11 protein-coding genes and 1 pseudogene are annotated in these 15,992 nt (G+C 68.0%); 11 read left to right on the top strand and 1 reads right to left on the bottom strand.

The features are described from left to right. Positions 1-20: 20 nt before the first annotated feature. The 11 genes and pseudogenes from ACG3SL_RS17500 to ACG3SL_RS17450 all read left to right on the top strand — a co-directional run bounded on the left by ACG3SL_RS17500 (position 21) and on the right by ACG3SL_RS17450 (position 14,439). On the top strand, positions 21-1,226 hold the full coding sequence (locus ACG3SL_RS17500; RefSeq protein WP_448662443.1) for a hypothetical protein: 1,206 nt from the start codon (positions 21-23) through the stop codon (positions 1,224-1,226). A 225-nt stretch (positions 1,227-1,451) separates the two neighbouring features. Next, complete coding sequence (nirB, locus tag ACG3SL_RS17495; protein WP_448662442.1) at positions 1,452-3,950, top strand: nitrite reductase large subunit NirB; 2,499 nt, start codon at positions 1,452-1,454, stop codon at positions 3,948-3,950. A 5-nt stretch (positions 3,951-3,955) separates the two neighbouring features. Next, positions 3,956-4,282 carry a nitrite reductase small subunit NirD gene (gene nirD, locus ACG3SL_RS17490; RefSeq protein WP_448662441.1) on the top strand — a complete coding sequence of 109 codons (327 nt, stop codon included), beginning with the start codon at positions 3,956-3,958 and terminating at the stop codon, positions 4,280-4,282. Positions 4,283-4,434: 152 nt separating this feature from the next. Next, positions 4,435-7,011 carry a molybdopterin-dependent oxidoreductase gene (locus ACG3SL_RS17485; protein ID WP_448662440.1) on the top strand — a complete coding sequence of 859 codons (2,577 nt, stop codon included), beginning with the start codon at positions 4,435-4,437 and terminating at the stop codon, positions 7,009-7,011. Beyond that, on the top strand, positions 7,004-7,828 hold the full coding sequence (cobA, locus tag ACG3SL_RS17480) for a uroporphyrinogen-III C-methyltransferase (protein ID WP_448662439.1): 825 nt from the start codon (positions 7,004-7,006) through the stop codon (positions 7,826-7,828). Before ACG3SL_RS17485 ends, cobA begins: the two co-directional genes overlap by 8 nt. A gap of 441 nt (positions 7,829-8,269) precedes the next feature. Further along, a pseudogene (locus ACG3SL_RS17475) lies at positions 8,270-9,051 on the top strand (IS5 family transposase). Between the two features lie 27 nt (positions 9,052-9,078). Continuing rightward, the gene (locus ACG3SL_RS17470; protein WP_448662438.1) at positions 9,079-9,873 is read left to right on the top strand and encodes a glycosyltransferase family 2 protein; all 795 of its coding nucleotides are present in this window, start codon (positions 9,079-9,081) and stop codon (positions 9,871-9,873) included. 266 nt (positions 9,874-10,139) lie between these two features. After that, positions 10,140-10,961 (top strand): hypothetical protein, encoded by an 822-nt coding sequence (locus ACG3SL_RS17465; RefSeq protein WP_448662437.1) that lies wholly within the window; start codon positions 10,140-10,142, stop codon positions 10,959-10,961. Positions 10,962-11,009: 48 nt separating this feature from the next. Continuing rightward, positions 11,010-11,924: a sulfite exporter TauE/SafE family protein gene (locus ACG3SL_RS17460; RefSeq protein WP_448662436.1), complete on the top strand. Its 915-nt coding sequence runs from the start codon at positions 11,010-11,012 to the stop codon at positions 11,922-11,924. Next, the gene (locus tag ACG3SL_RS17455; protein WP_448662435.1) at positions 11,921-12,682 is read left to right on the top strand and encodes a TIGR02186 family protein; all 762 of its coding nucleotides are present in this window, start codon (positions 11,921-11,923) and stop codon (positions 12,680-12,682) included. Before ACG3SL_RS17460 ends, ACG3SL_RS17455 begins: the two co-directional genes overlap by 4 nt. Before the next feature lie 92 nt (positions 12,683-12,774). Next, positions 12,775-14,439, top strand: a complete 1,665-nt coding sequence (locus tag ACG3SL_RS17450) for an ATP-binding protein (protein ID WP_448662434.1) — start codon at positions 12,775-12,777, stop codon at positions 14,437-14,439. Positions 14,440-14,474: 35 nt separating this feature from the next. On the opposite strand, the gene ACG3SL_RS17445 is transcribed toward ACG3SL_RS17450, so the two are convergent. Further along, a complete protein-coding gene (locus ACG3SL_RS17445; protein ID WP_448662433.1) occupies positions 14,475-15,962 on the bottom strand; it encodes a M23 family metallopeptidase in 1,488 nt (495 codons plus the stop codon). Positions 15,963-15,992: the final 30 nt, after the last annotated feature.

Raw genomic sequence — 15,992 nt, 5'->3', positions numbered from 1 at the left:
CCCTAATTGGGGGGATTTTCATGCGAACGATCTGCATCACGGTGGCCGCGCTGGCCGCCGCAGGGCCGGCCTGTGCCCAGGACATTGCGATGAAGCCGCTGATAGAGGCCCGCAGCCGCTATGAGCATGTCGATCAGGATGGGCTCGCCCAGACGGCCGATGCGTGGACGTTGCGCGTGCGCGCCGGTGCCGAGCTGCACCGCGGCCCATGGGCCGTGTTGGGCGAGGCACAGGGCAATCTGGCGCTGCTCGGCGACTATTATGACGGGCTGCACGGCGCCGCGACCCGGCCGCTGGTGGCCGATCCGCAGGATGTCGCGATCTACCGCGCGCAACTGCAATACCGCACCAAGCTGCTGACCGTCACCGCCGGGCGCCAGCGGATCGGGCTGGACGACGAGCGCTTCGTCGGCAATGTCGGCTTTCGCAACAACGCCCAGACCTTCGATGCGGTGCGCGCGGAGCTGGCGCCGCTGAAGGGTGTGAAGCTCGACATTGCCTACGCCTGGGACGTCCGCACGATATGGGGCACCGACGGGCGTGGCGCGCGGCAGCGGGGCGTGGGCGGCGACAATGTGTTCGCCAATCTCGCCGCCGCGACCCCGATCGGCACGCTGACCGGTTTCGCCTATCTGGTCGACCAGGACGAGCCCGAAGTGCAGGGCTATCGTCTCGCCAGCCAGACCTATGGCGGGCGTCTGGCGGGCAGCCGCGCCCTGGGGCCTAAGGTGCAGCTGAGCTACCAGCTCAGCTGGGCGACGCAGTCGGACTATCACCGCAACCCCAACCGCTACACCGCTGACTATTGGCTGGCGGGCGCGACGCTGGACGTGCGCGGCTGGAAGCTGAACGGCGGCTATGAAGTGCTGGGCGCAGACAAGGGTATGGCGCTGACCAGCTTCCAGACGCCGCTTGGCACCAACTTCAAGTTCCAGGGCTGGGCCGACAAGTTCCTTACCACCCCGCCGGACGGCGTGCGCGACTTCTATGCCGGGGGCGGCTATGGCTGGAAGAAGCTGGGCAGAGTGGATGCGCTGACGCTGCAGGCGACGTGGCACCGATTTCAAAGCGATCGGCTTGACCGGCATTATGGAGACGAGATCGATATTCTCGCATCCGTGAAGGTGAAGAAGACGCTGCTCTCTGCGCGCTATGCCCGGTACCAGGCCGATCGGCTTGCGACCGATACCAGCAAGTTCTGGCTGCAGCTCGACTGGAGTTATTGAACCGTTCCTGCCCGGTTCGGGCAGGAACCTTCGCGGAATCGCTTGAGCGATCTCGAGAATCGATCTATGTTGCAATGCGAAGGGCAAGGCTGTCCTTCCCCACATAGCCATGCCAGCCCGCCGATGGGCAAAACATGGTCCTGTTGATGGCAAAGCCGCCATCCGGCGCTCGGTTCACAAGACCGGGCGCCGGATGGCGGCTTTTTTCGTTTTGGAGCGAAGCGGATGGAGTTTCTCGACCCCGGCACCACCCTGGCCGATGATCGCCCCGCAAAGGCGGTGGCATCGGCGGAGGCGCGCGAACATCTCGTCGTGATCGGCAACGGCATGGCCGGGTGTCGCGCGGTGGAGGAACTGCTGGCACGCGACGGCACGCGCTTCCGCGTCACCATCTTCGGCGCCGAACCGCATGTGAACTACAACCGCATCATGCTCTCCCCGGTGCTCGCCGGCGAGAAGACGTTCCAGGAAATCGTGATCAACGATCATGCCTGGTACGCGCAGCACGGCATCGAGCTGGTCGCCGGGGATCCGGTGGTCGCGATCGACCGCGCCGCGCGGACCGTCACGGCGAAGTCGGGGCGCGTCACCGGCTATGACAAGCTGCTGATCGCCACCGGCTCCGATCCGTTCATCATCCCGGTGCCGGGGCACGACTTGCCCGGCGTGATCAGCTTCCGCGACATGGCGGATGTCGATCGGATGCTGGCGGCAGCGGCCGAGGGCGGCGAGGCGGTGGTGATTGGCGGTGGCCTGCTCGGGCTGGAGGCGGCGCACGGCCTTACGCTGCGCGGCATGAAGGTCACTGTGCTCCACCTGATGCCGACGTTGATGGAGCGCCAGCTCGACGAGGCGGCCGGCTGGCTGCTCAAGTCGGCGCTGGAGGCGCGCGGTCAGACGATCCTCACCGGCGCCGACACCGCCGCGATCCTCGGCGACGGCAAGGTCGAGGGGGTGCAGCTGAAGGACGGGCGGATCCTGCCGGCGAGTCTGGTGGTGATGGCGGTGGGCATCCGTCCCTCGGTCAAGCTCGCCCGCGAGGCCGGGCTGGCGGTGGGGCGCGGCATCCAGGTCGACGACCATATGGTGACCAGCGACGTCAATGTGCTCGCCGTCGGCGAATGCGTCGAGCATGACGGGCAATGCTATGGTCTGGTCGCGCCGCTGTGGGACATGTGCCGCAGTCTGGCCGACGGGCTGGTTGCGCGTGCCAATCCCTATCGCGGATCGGTGACCTCGACCAAGCTGAAGGTCGCCGGGCTCGACGTATTCTCGGCGGGCGATTTCTCCGGCGGCGAAGGTTGCGAGGACATCGTGCTGCGCGACGCGGCGCGCGGCATCTACAAGCGGGTCGTGCTCAAGGATGATCGCATCATTGGCGCGGTGCTGTTCGGCGATACCGGCGACGGCGGCTGGTATTTCGACCTGCTCAAGAAGGGCGAGGACGTCGCGCCCATCCGCGACGTGCTGATCTACGGCCAGGCCTTCGCCTCGGGAGGGGGGCTGGCGGACCCTAAGGCGGCCGTTGCGGCGCTCTCGGACGATACCGAGATCTGCGGCTGCAACGGCGTTTCCAAGGGGCAGGTTGTCGCCACCATCAATGGCGGCGCGTGCAGCCTCGATGCGGTGCGGGCCAAGTGCAAGGCATCCGCCAGCTGTGGATCGTGTACCGGCCTCGTCGAGAATCTGCTCGCGCTGACCTTGGGCGATCAGGTTCAGGCCGGGCCGAAAACGATGTGCAAATGCACGACCTATGGCCATGACGAGGTGCGTCGCGCGATCGTCGAACAGGGCATGAAAGCCATCCCGGAAGTGATGCAGACGCTGCACTGGTCAACGCCCGATGGCTGTTCCTCGTGCCGGCCCGCGCTCAACTATTACCTGCTCTGCGCGCTTCCGGGCGAATATGCCGACGACCAGCAGAGCCGCTTCGTCAACGAACGCCTTCACGCCAACATCCAGAAGGACGGCACCTATTCGGTGGTCCCGCGCATGTGGGGCGGCATCACCAACCCGCGCGAACTGCGTGCGATCGCCGACGTGGTGGAGAAATACGAGGCGCCGATGGTGAAGGTTACCGGCGGCCAGCGACTCGACATCTTCGGCATCCGCAAGGAGGATCTGCCTGCCGTCTGGGCCGATCTGAACGCGGCGGGGATGGTCTCCGGCCACGCCTATGCCAAGGCGTTGCGCACGGTGAAGACCTGTGTCGGCTCCGAATGGTGCCGCTTCGGTACGCAGGATTCGACCGGGCTGGGCGTGAAGCTGGAGCGCGGCTTCTGGGGCAGCTGGATGCCGCACAAGTTCAAGATGGCGGTCTCCGGCTGCCCGCGGAACTGCGCGGAGGCGACGATCAAGGATTTCGGCGTGGTATGCGTCGACTCCGGCTACGAGCTGCATGTCGGCGGCAATGGCGGCATCCATGTCCGCGCGACCGACCTGCTGGTGAAGGTGACGAGCGAGGAGGAGGCGATCCACTATGCCGCCGCCTTCGTGCAGCTCTACCGCGAGGAGGCGCGCTATCTGGAGCGCACCGCGCCTTGGATCGAGCGGGTCGGCCTCGCTTATGTGAAGGCGCGGGTGGTGGAAGAAGAAGCCGGTCGCGACGCCCTCGCGGCCCGTTTCTGGCATTCGCAGTCCTTCAGCCAGGACGATCCCTGGGCCGAACGCGTCGCGGGCGCCGACGCCGGCCTGCACCAGCCCCTTCTCGTCGCTGCGGAGTGATCCTGATGACCGACTGGACCGATATCGGCACGCTGGCCGACCTGCCGCTCAGGGGCAGCCGCACGCTGACGCTGGGCGAGGAGCCGGTTGCGGTGTTCCGCACCCATGACGACCAGGTGTTCGCGCTGGTAGACCGGTGCCCGCACAAGGGCGGGCCGCTGAGCGCGGGCATCGTGCACGGCCATGCGGTGGCGTGCCCCCTGCACAATATGCGCATTTCGCTCGTGACCGGCATTGCCATGGGAGAGGATGCCGGCTGCACGCCGGTGGTGCCGGTGCGGGTGGAGGGCGAGCGGATCCTGATCGCCCTCCCGGTGAAGGCGGCGGCGTGAGGGGCGAGCGGCAGATCCTCCCCGGAACGGGGAGGGGGACCGCCGCCGAAGGCGGTGGTGGAGGGGCTTCTCCGCCAGCGATGCCCCATGTGGAGGCCCCCCTCCACCAGCCTGCGGCTGGTCCCCCTCCCCGTGCCGGGGAGGATCGGTAGATGGTCCGCACCACCTGCGCCTATTGCGGCGTCGGCTGCGGCATCCGCGCGACCGTTACCGGCGAGCGCGCCGTTCGGATCGAGGGCGATCCCGATCACCCCGCAAATCGCGGCCGGCTCTGCTCCAAGGGCACGCATCTGGGTGAGACGGTGGGTCTGGAGGGGCGGCTGCTCCACCCGATGATCGGCAAGCGCCGCGCGAGCTGGGACAAGGCGCTCGACCTTGTCGCCCGGCGCTTTCGCGAGACCATCGCAGAGCATGGCCCGGACAGCGTGGCCTTTTATGTCTCGGGCCAGCTGCTCACCGAGGACTATTACGTCGCCAACAAGCTGATGAAGGGCTTTATCGGATCGGCGAATATCGACACCAATTCACGGCTCTGCATGTCGAGCGCGGTCGCGGGCCATATGCGTGCGTTCGGCGAGGATGTGGTGTCGGGCAGCTATGCCGATCTGGACGCCGCCGATCTGATCGTGCTGGTGGGATCGAACACCGCCTGGTGCCATCCCGTGATCTATCAGCGGATTATGGCCGCGCGCGCCGAGCGGGGCACGAAGCTGGTGGTGATCGATCCGCGCCGTACCGAGACGGCGGAGGAAGCGGACCTCCATCTGCCGCTGCGTCCCGGCAGCGACGTGGCGCTGTTCAACGGCCTGCTCGCCTATTGCCGTGCCGAAGGACTGGCCCAGGCCGCGAACCTCGATATCCCCGAAGGCTTTTGGGAAGCGCTGGAGCAGGGTCATGATCTGTGGTCCACTGCCCAGACCTGCGACGTCGCGCCCGCCGATCTCCAGCGCTTCTACCAGCTGTTCGCCGCGCATCCGAGCACCGTCACGCTGTTCAGCCAGGGCATCAACCAGTCGATCCGCGGCACCGATCAGGTGAATGCGATCCTGAACCTCCACCTCGCTACCGGCCGGATCGGCACGCCCGGCGCGGCGCCCTTCTCGATCACCGGCCAGCCCAACGCGATGGGCGGGCGCGAAGTGGGCGGGCTGGCCTCGACATTGGCCGCACATAGGGGCTTTGCGGCAGAGGACATCGCGGAGGTCGGCCGCTTCTGGGCTGCCGAGCGCATGGCGAGCAGGCCGGGCCTGAAGGCGGTCGACCTGTTCCGCGCGGTGGGCGAGGGGCGGATCAAGGCGCTGTGGATCATGGCGACCAACCCCGCCGTGTCGATGCCCGATGCCGGTCGCGTGCGCGAGGCGCTGGCCGCCTGCCCGTTCGTCGTCGTGTCCGATGTGATCGCGGAGACCGACACGAGCCTCCACGCGCATGTCCGCCTGCCGGCCGCCGCCTGGGGAGAGAAGGACGGCACTGTCACCAATTCCGAGCGCACGATCAGCCGCCAGCGTGGCTTTCTGCCGCTGCCGGGCGAGGCGAAGCCCGACTGGTGGATCGTCAGCGAGGTGGCCGGGCGGATGGGATTTCGCACCGCTTTCGCCTATGATCGCCCCGCCGATATTTGGCGAGAACATGCCCGGCTGACCGCCTATCGCAACGGCGGTGCGCGAATGCTCGACCTGCGTGCGCAGGCGGCGATCGGCAACCACGCCTATGATGCGATGACGCCGTTCCAGTGGCGCGCATCGCCCTTCGCCGATGGTCGCTACCCGACGCCCAGCGGGCGTGCCCGGCTGGTGCCGGTGGCGCAGCGGCCGCTGGAGGCGCCGCTACGTGGCTGGCCGATGACGCTCAACACCGGCCGCTACCGTGACCAGTGGCATACGATGACGCGTACCGGGCTATCGCCCAAGCTCGCCCGCCATCGCGAGGAGCCGCTGGTCGAAATCCATCCGGAGGATGCGGCCGCGCTGGGGCTGATCGATGGCGGACTGGGTCGGGTGGCGACGCCGCAGGGCGAAAGCCTGTTCCGCGTCGCCCATAGCCCCTGCCAGCGGCGGGGCGAATTGTTCACGCCGATCCACTGGACCGATCTGCAGTCGAATGGTGGCCGCACCGGGCTGCTCCCGCGCGATCTGGTCGATCCGCATTCGGGGCAGCCGGGTTTCAAGCTGTCGCCGGCGCGGATCGAGGCCGTGGCGGTCGATTGGCGCGGCTTCCTGATCGCCCATGGGGATGCACCGTCGCTCGAATGCCTGTGGGCGACGCGCGTGACGGTGCCTGGCGGGGCGCTGTATGAACTTGCCGGCATCGGCGATCCCGCAGCGCTCGATCGTGCGCTGCCGTCGGGCGAGCGTATCGAGGCGATCGACCCCGCGCGCGGCACGCGCCGGATCGCGATATTGCGCGAAGGGCGGCTGGCGGCGGTGCTGTTCGTCACCCGCAGCGGCGAACTGCCGAGCCGCGACTGGCTGATCGAGCAACTCGCCCGGCCGCAGGGCTTGCAGGTTCTCGCCGGTCGCGCGCCGGGGGCGCAGGCGGATCGCGGGCCGGTCGTCTGCGCCTGTTTCGACGTTGGGCTCCACACCATCACCGCCGCCATCCGCGACCAGCAGCTTGCCGATGTCGCGGCGGTCGGCGCGGCGTTGCAGGCCGGCACCAATTGCGGATCGTGCCGCCCGGCACTCGCCCGCATTCTTTCCGATTTGTCCAGGGAGGCCGCACATGGCTGAAGAATTTCCTGTCGGCACCGTCTGGCTGGTCGGCGCCGGCCCCGGCGATCCGGACCTGTTGACTCGCAAGGCCGAGCGGCTGCTGCGTGGTGCGAGCGTGGTCTTCTACGACGCCCTGGTGGGGCAGGGGGTGTTGGACCTGATCCCGGCGGGCGTACGCAAAGTGCCGGTGGGCAAACGGGCCGGCCGGCATTCGAAGGACCAGGAGTCGATCAACGATCTGCTCGTTGCCGCGGCGTTGGCCGGCGACCGCGTGGTGAGGCTGAAGGGCGGCGACCCCTCGATCTTCGGGCGATCGATGGAGGAGTGCTCGGCGCTTGCCCAAGCCGGTGTGCCGGTGCGGATTTGTCCGGGCATCACCGCCGCCAGCGCGGCGGCGGCTTCCGCTGGCGTCTCGCTCTCGCTGCGCGGGCTGGCGCGGCGCGTGCAGTTCGCCACCGCGCACAAGCGCGGCGATGCCCCGCTCGATCTGGACTGGGCAGCGCTGGCGGACCCGCATTGCACCACCGTATTCTATATGGGCCGAAGTGCGGCTGCAGAGATCTCCCGCAATCTCACAGCTGCGGGGCTTTCGGGCGAGACGCCGGTGCTTGTCGCGTGCGATGTGAGTCTTGCCAGCGAGCGGCTCCTGCACACTCGCCTCGATCTGCTCCATATCGCAATATCGGCCTTCTCCAGTGATCAGCCGACCCTCATTTTGGTCGGCGAAGCACTTGCGGTGGGGGGCAGGAGGCAAATGGTCGGGTCCGGGACGATCTCCCTCCGCGAAGGGCCACCCCAAAGCACGATTCCGCTACGTAAACTGGATATGCGTTAAACCGTTTTCGCATCAAAACCACTCTAGTGGCTTGACCTTACCTCGTTTGCGATACGGATCGGGCGGACATTGGAACGACGGCTCCTGAGCGAAGCTGCCGTTCCGCATATCACCTGCGAACGGCAGGTAAGTCCCGATTGTGTTGAAAAACTCTTGGTGGGCCGATCACAGTGGTCAGCACTGAAATATAGATGCTGTAAAGCCTTGCCAGTTGAGTATTAATAACTCGTTGCCCAATCTATGCGAGCTTATGTTGCGCTCCATCGCTGTCGGTCAGCCGATGACAGAGTTTTTCAACACAATCTCCCAGAGTCGGTCGTTGCCGATCCCGGGAACAGGCAAGCCGCCGTGGGAGAGCTGTCTCGACTAGGCCATGTTGACAAAGTTGATTCCCAAACGGCCTGATCTCTGATTCAAGGCTGCTCTTTGCGGGGAGCGGCAATGGCGCGAGGCGATCTGACGGACGAAGAATGGTCGGTGCTAGAAGGGCTGCTGCCTTCCGAGCGCGGCCGAAAGGCGCGGCCCTCCCATGACAACCGGCGATTTCTGAACGGCATGCTGCATGTGCTGCGGGTCGGTTGCCCCTGGCGCGACATGCACGAGCGCTACGGCAAGTGGAACTCGGTCTATGTGCGGTTCCGGCGCTGGGCGGAACAAGGCGTCTGGGATGCGATGCTGGCCACGCTGGTCGATTTCGGGCTGACCGACGACTGGCAGCACATGATCGACAGCACCACGGTTCGCGGCCATGTTTCGGCAGCGGGCGCTAAAGGGGGACTCATAAGGAGGCTTTTGGTCGATCACGCGGCGGCTTTACGTGCAAAGTCCACGCCCGCTGTGACAATCAAGGGCGCCCTCTTGGCTTCATCCTGACGGGCGGCGAAGCGTCGGACTACGGGGCGGTCGACGACCTCATGGCGCTGCCGGTCAACAAGCCCAAGGCGCTGCTGGCCGACAAAGGCTATGACGGCGATGCGGTCCGGGCAAACCTGTTGATCTGCGGTATCCTGCCGATCATCCCGCCAAAGGCCAACCGGCGCGAACCCATCGCCTGCGACTTCCGTCGATACCGAGACCGGAACCGCATCGAGCGCATGTTCGGGCACCTCAAGCATCAACGCCGCATTGCTACCCGATACGACAAGACCGCACTTTCGTTCGCCAGCTTCCTCAATCTCGCCGCCATCCGCCGGTGGCTGCCTAACTTTGTCAACAGGACCTAGTATACGGCTGCGTTAGGTCGTTCGGGGTTGGAAAGGCAGTGCTTTGCTGACGCGCAAAGCGCGGAGGCGCATGCCAAGCAGTTGCTGGTCCGCCAGGCGCTGGGCGCCGGGCTGCCGCTGGCGGGGGTGGGGTGCGCGATCGCGCGCGACATGCTGGCGCGGATCGCCGCGCGGCGCGGCGGGCTGCCGTTCGACGCCACCAGCCTGACCGAGGACTACGAGCTGGGCCTGACCATCGCGGCGATGGGCGGCCGGGGCAGGCTGGTCCGCGTGCCGGAGGTGCCGGGCGGACGCCCGGTTTCGGTCCGCGCCTATTTCCCCGACACGCTGGCCGGGGCGGTGCGCCAGAAGGCGCGCTGGCTGACCGGGATCGCGCTGGCCGGATGGGACCGCATCGGATGGAGCGCGGTGCACCATCTGGGCGATCATTGGATGCGGATGCGCGACCGCCGCGTCACGCTGGCGATGCCGGTGCTGGCGATTGCCTATGGCGCGCTGGTGCTGTGGGGCGCGGCGCTGCTCGGGCATGGGCTGGCAGGATCGGCGCCCGCCGCGCTTTCGCAGGGGATGCATGTGCTGCTCCAGGCCAATCTGGCATTGCTCGGCTGGCGGCTGGTGGTGCGGGCGGGGTTCGTCGGGCGCGCCTATGGCTGGCGCGAGGCGCTGTGGTCGGTGCCGCGCGTGTTCGTCGCCAATTATATCGGCCTGCTCGCGGCGCGGCGGGCGCTGGGGCTCTACCTCGCGCTGCTGCGGGGCGGCGCGCCGAAATGGGAAAAGACCGCGCATGAGTTTCCCGAGGAGCCGGTCCGGACCGGGGCATGAGCGGGCGCGGGCGGCCCCTGCGATTCGTCGCCGGCGTCGCTGCGGGATGGGTTGGGGTGCGCGCGGTGCTGCTCTGGCCGCATGCGGAGCCTGTGCCGGTGGCGCCGGGCGGCGCTATCGCCTGTACCCAATGTTCGGAGGCGGCGAATCGTCTCGACAGGGTTGTGGCCCGTGCGCCTGCGCTGGCAGGAGCCCAGGGTGGTGAAGGGCAGAGCGGCCCTGGACCCCTGCTTTCGCAGGGGCACGGCGGGTCGGCACCTGCCCGGGTGTATCGGGCAACGCTGGCGCGCGCCGATGGCCAGCCCGTGCCGCCCCTTGTGGACCCGCTGCGCGTCGAGATGGCGTTGTTCGGCCTGCTTCAGTTCGGGACCTCGCCCGCACTGCCGCCGGCGGCGCCGTCGCGGCCGCAAACCGCACCTTGGCCTGGCGTGACGGCAACGGCGGCGCAAGGCACGCCGCACGATCGCTGGTCCGCGAGCGGCTGGCTGGTGGCGCGGGGTGGACAGGGGCTGGGGGCGGCGCCCGGCGCGAGCCAGCTCGGCGGCGGGCAGGCGGGGCTGCGCATTGCCTATCAACTGGTGCCGCGTGCGCGCATCGCCGGCTTCGCCCGCGTGACCACGCCGCTGGCAGGCGCGGGGCGCGAGGCGGCGCTGGGCGTGGAGTGGCAACCGCTGCGCGCCCCGATCCGGCTGGTGGCCGAGCGCCGCTTCGCGCTCGACGGCGGGCGCGGCGGGCCGGGGCTCGGCATTGTCGCGGGGCTGGACCGCGCGGTCCCCGCCGGCTTCCGCATCGAGGCCTATGGCCAGGCCGGCGCGATCCGCCGCGACCGGATCGAGCGCTATGCCGATGGCGCCGCGCGCCTGGCGCGTCCGGTGATCGCGCGCGGCGGGGCCTCGCTGGCCCTCGGTGCCGGGGCGTGGGGCGCGGCACAGCGGGGGGCGGCGCGGCTCGATCTGGGGCCGAGCGCGATCGCGACGGTGCCGGTCGCGCACCGCAATTTTCGGCTCGCGCTCGACTGGCGCCAGCGCGTGGCGGGCGATGCCCGGCCCGGATCGGGGCTGGCGCTGACATTGGCGAGCGATTTCTAATCGCTGGCCTTTTACCCCGGGGCGCAAACACGGTATCGGCTGGGCACCATGGATTTGTACCTCCCGATCGCGAACCTTTCGGTCAACGCGCTGGTGATCGTGGCGCTGGGGCTGGGCGTCGGGCTGTTGTCGGGGATGTTCGGCGTCGGCGGGGGATTCCTGACCACGCCGATGCTCATCTTCTATGGCATCCCACCCACCGTCGCGGCGGCGTCGGCGGCGAGCCAGGTGACGGGCGCCAGCGTGTCGGGGGTGTTCGCGCATTTCCGGCGCGGCGGCGTGGATGTGCAGATGGGGGCGGTGCTCGTCGCGGGCGGCATTTTGGGCAGCGGGATCGGCGCGTGGCTGTTCACCGTGCTCCAGAACAGCGGGCAGATCGATGTCGTGATCGGCATCCTCTATGTCGTGCTGCTCGGATCGATCGGCGGGCTGATGTCGAAGGAAGCGGTACAGGCGATCCGCGTCCGGCGCGGTGCCGTGGCCCCGCGCCCGCGCAAGCGGCGGCACCATCCGCTGGTGTCGGCGCTGCCCTTTCGCTGGCGATTCTATGCCTCGGGCCTGTACATCTCGCCGCTCGCGCCGCTGATCCTGGGCGTGTTCACGGGGATATTGACGATGCTGCTGGGCGTCGGGGGCGGGTTCATCCTGGTGCCGGCGATGCTCTATATCCTCGGCATGGGGACGCAGACGGTGGTGGGGACGTCGTTGTTCCAGACGCTGTTCACCACGGCGGTCGCGACCATGGTGCACGCCACCACGACCAAGGCGGTGGACATCGTCCTCGCCGCGCTGCTGCTGCTCGGATCGGTGGTGGGGGCACAGCTTGGCGCGCGCTTTGCCCAGCGCGCGCGGCCCGAATATCTGCGGCTGATCCTGGCGCTGATCGTGCTTGGCGTAGCGCTGCGTATGCTGCTGGGGCTCGCGTGGCAGCCGGACGAGATCTATTCGGTGACGGCGGCATGAGGCGCGCGGCGGCGCTGGCGCTGGTTGCGCCGCTGGTGATGGGCCAGGCAAAGCCCGTGCTGGTGCCCGACGTGTCGCAGCGCGCGATCGAAATCGCCTACAGCTTTACCGGCGCCGAGCTGCTGCTGTTCGGCGCGATCCTCTATCCCGGCGGGCGCACCCAGCCGGGGGAGGGCGGGGCGGACATCGTGGTGGTGGTGAAGGGCCCGACCGAATCGGTGCAGGTGCGCGAGAAGGAAAAGGTCGCCGGCATCTGGGTCAATGCCGATCGGATGCGCTATCGCTCGGCCCCCAGCTTCTACGCCATTGCGTCGTCCCGGCCGATCGGCAAGCTGGTCGATGCGCGGACGCGGGCGATCTATGAACTGGGCGTCGACAGCCTGCAACTCTCCCCCGCGTCGAGCGCCGCGCCCGAGGATCAGCAGCGCTTCGATCGCGGGCTGGTCGACCTGCGCCGGCGTAGCGGGCTGTATTACGAGGCGCCCGGCGCGGTGGAGATCACCGACGGCGTGCTGTACCGCGCCCGGCTCAACATCCCGGCGCGGGTGCCGGTGGGGCGGTTCACGGCGGAGACGTTCCTGATCAAGGACGGGCGCGTGCTGGCGGCAGCGGTGCGCCCGATCGAGATCCGCAAATCGGGGTTCGAACGCTTCGTCGCGCGTAGTGCGGAGCAATATTCGATTGCCTATGGCCTGGTCGCCGTCGCGCTGTCGGTGTTGCTCGGCTGGGGCGCGGGCGCGCTGTGGCGGCGGTTTTAGCCGCGATGCGCCGATGGGCAAAACCGTTCGCTGGGAACCCAATATTTACCCAATGGCGGCAAGGGTTACGCCCTTAACCGGGGAGTATTCCGATGAACGGCCAGTTCGGCGCACCGCGCCTCGAAAATGCGGCGCCCATCCTGTCGGGCGCCCCGGGCCGTGCGACGCTGCCCCCGATCGGCGCGATTCTGGAGATTTCGGGCGCGTCGAGCACCGCGTTGTTCGACCTGGGCGAAGTCGAGGCGCTGGCCGACAGCACCGACATCGCCATCGCCCATGCCGGACAGGTCGGCAGCCAGGTGAAGGTGCGCGTCGGCAATGCCTGGCTGATCGCCAATGTCCGCGCGCTGAAGCTGGAAGGCAGCGACCGGATCGCCGCGCAGATCGATTTCCTGGGCGAAGGCGACGAGGAGCGGCTGACCGGCAAGCTCTATAATTTCCGTCGCGGCGTGACGCGCTATCCCACGCCCGGCTGTCCGGTGTTCCCGGTCTCCACCGCCGACCTCAAGCAGATCTACGCCGCCGACGACCGCGCGCATATCGAGATCGGCAATGTCTATCCGACCAAGGACATTCGCGCCGCGCTGTATGTCGATGCGATGCTGGGCAAGCATTTCGCGCTGCTCGGCTCGACCGGCACCGGCAAATCGACCGCCGCCGCGCTGATCCTGCACCGCATCTGCGAACTCGCGCCGCAGGGGCATATCGTCATGGTCGACCCGCACGGCGAATATGGCGCCGCGTTCAAGAGCATCGGCGCGCTGTACGACGTGTCCAACCTCCAGATGCCCTATTGGCTGATGAACTTCGAGGAACATTGCGAAGTGTTCCTGACGACCGAGGGCTCGGCCCGCCAGGTGGATGCCGACATCCTCGCGCGCTGCCTGCTCCAGGCCAAGGGCAAGAACCGGCTGGCGCAGGAAATCCCCAAGCTCACCGTCGATGCGCCCGTGCCCTATCTGTTGTCGGACCTGACCCAGATCCTCCAGCTGGAAATGGGCAAGATGGACAAGGCGACCGACACTGCCCCCTATCTGCGGCTGCGCAGCAAGATCGATGAGATCAAGAGCGATCCGCGCTATGCCTTCATGTTCTCGGGCATGCTGGTGGCGGATACGATGGCGAATTTCCTCGCCCGCGTCTTCCGCCTGCCGGGCGACGGCAAGCCGATTTCGATCATCGACGTGTCGGGCGTGCCCAGCGAGATCACGTCGGTGGTGGTCGCGGTGCTCAGCCGGATGGTGTTCGACTTTGCGATCTGGTCGCGCGGCGAGGCGCGGCGCCCGGTGCTGCTCGTGTGCGAAGAGGCGCACCGGTATGTCCCCAATGAGCGCAACGCCGATGGATCGTCGGTGGGACGAATCCTCAGCCGGATTGCGAAGGAAGGGCGCAAATATGGCGTCTCGCTGGGGCTGATCACCCAGCGTCCGTCCGACCTCGCCGAAGGCGTGCTGTCGCAGTGTGGCACGATCCTGTCGATGCGACTGAACAACGAGCGCGACCAGGCATTTGTCCGCGCGGCGATGCCCGAGGGCGCGCGCGGCTTCCTCGATGCCATCCCGGCGCTGCGCAATCGCGAGTGCATCGCGGTGGGCGAGGGCGTCGCCACGCCCATCCGGCTGCTGTTCGATCCGCTGGAGGAGAATAAGCGCCCTGCGTCCGAAGACCCGCTCTTCTCCGCGCTTTGGCGCCAGACCGGCGGCGAAGAGGAAATGCTGGCCCGCACGATTCGGCGCTGGCGGTCGCAGGGGAAGTAAGCGCGGCGTAGTGCGGGCGGCGTGCCGCCCGCGCCTCAATCGTCCTCGTCGCTGAGGCCGTGGCCCACCGGCACGCGCAGCATCGCGCCCAGCCGTGCCTTGAACTGGTTGAGGTCGCCGCCGGTCAGCTGGCGGACGGACGTGAACGCCACCGAGCGCGGGTTCACCGCCATGCCATTGCGATAGAGTTCGTAATGCAAATGCGGCCCGGTCGACAGGCCGGTATTGCCGATCGCGCCGATCTGTTGCCCCTTGCGGACATGCTGGCCGTTGCGCACCAGGATGCGGCTGAGATGGCCATAGCCGGTGCCGAACCCCCCGCCATGGCTGAGCTTGATGAAATTGCCATAGCCCGAGCTGCGCCCGGCGAACTGGACCACCCCGTCGGTCGCGGCGAACACCGGCGATCCCCAGGCGGCGGCGATGTCGATCCCCTTGTGCATCCGGGTAAAACCCAGCAGCGGATGGCGCCGCATGCCGAAGCCCGATGAAAAGCGGCCATTGGCGGGCATGCTCATCATGCCGGTCTTGTTGCCGCGCCCGCCGGCATCGAACCATTCGGTCTTGCCGTCGCTTTCCCACGGCGCGAGCTGGACGTTGTTGGCGCAGCCGGTGACGCCGGCATACATCAGCGTGCCCAGCTGGACCTCGCCGGTGGCGGCGCGCGCCTGGCCGACGATCAGGTCGAACTTGCACCCCGATCCCAGCCGCGAGACGGGCACCCGGCTCGCCACGGTCTTGATGAAGGATTCGACGGCCTTGGCAGGGGCGCCGGCGGCGCGGGCGGAGCGGTAGAGGCTCGATCCGATCACCCCCTGGATGCGCAGCGGGGTGCGATCGATCGCGATCGGGATCTGCTTGAGCGCCAGCGTGCCGCCATCGCGCGCCACTTCCAGCTTGAGGTCGAATTTCGCGCGGAACGCCAGTTTCTCCAGCGGGCGGGGGTGCGCCTTGTCCGGGCGGCGGCCGAGCGTCAGGTCCAGCATCGTGCCCGGCTGGATGTCGCCCAGCGACACTGCGTTGGCGATCAGGTTGCCGACCTGGCTCGCATCCGCCTGGCCCACGCCCGAACGCTGGAGCACCCCGACCAGCGCGGTGCCGGTGCCCAGCTTGGCAGTGGATTCGATGATCGGGCGCTCGGGCGTGTCGGTCAGCGGGGCGACCAGCCGCGTGGCGGCGACGCGGTATCCGGTGGTGGCGCCCTGTGCGAGCGGACGGATCGCCTGCGCGCGCGCATCGTCCCAGTCGCTGCCCTGGAGCGGGGCGGGGACATTGCCGTAAATCGGCGTCTCGAACCCCGGCGCCAGCAACAGCGTGACGGCGCAAAGCCCCAGGCACGTCGCCGCGCCGCGAAACCAGGTGAGGGTGCCGATGCGCGCGCCCAGATCGGGGGCGAAATCAAAGTCGGATGCGATCAGCGGGGCGCGCTTGCCAAAGCCGGTATTCCGCAGCGCCGGAACCCTGGCGGCGACTCCCGCAGAAGCGCCGCTCAGCTCCAGGCCATGGTCATTACGCAGGAACAAGGCGCGCTGCCCCCCGAAACTCAGATCGAA

It is taken from the genome of Sphingomonas degradans, from assembly GCF_053502645.1.
This window is presented reverse-complemented; position numbering and strand designations above follow the sequence as displayed.

Coding starts and splice junctions, on each gene's coding strand:
- ACG3SL_RS17500 (WP_448662443.1), top strand. CDS start 21: ATGCGAACGATCTGCATCACGGTGGCCGCGCTGGCCGCCGCAGGGCCG.
- nirB (WP_448662442.1), top strand. CDS start 1,452: ATGGAGTTTCTCGACCCCGGCACCACCCTGGCCGATGATCGCCCCGCA.
- nirD (WP_448662441.1), top strand. CDS start 3,956: ATGACCGACTGGACCGATATCGGCACGCTGGCCGACCTGCCGCTCAGG.
- ACG3SL_RS17485 (WP_448662440.1), top strand. CDS start 4,435: ATGGTCCGCACCACCTGCGCCTATTGCGGCGTCGGCTGCGGCATCCGC.
- cobA (WP_448662439.1), top strand. CDS start 7,004: ATGGCTGAAGAATTTCCTGTCGGCACCGTCTGGCTGGTCGGCGCCGGC.
- ACG3SL_RS17460 (WP_448662436.1), top strand. CDS start 11,010: ATGGATTTGTACCTCCCGATCGCGAACCTTTCGGTCAACGCGCTGGTG.
- ACG3SL_RS17455 (WP_448662435.1), top strand. CDS start 11,921: ATGAGGCGCGCGGCGGCGCTGGCGCTGGTTGCGCCGCTGGTGATGGGC.
- ACG3SL_RS17450 (WP_448662434.1), top strand. CDS start 12,775: ATGAACGGCCAGTTCGGCGCACCGCGCCTCGAAAATGCGGCGCCCATC.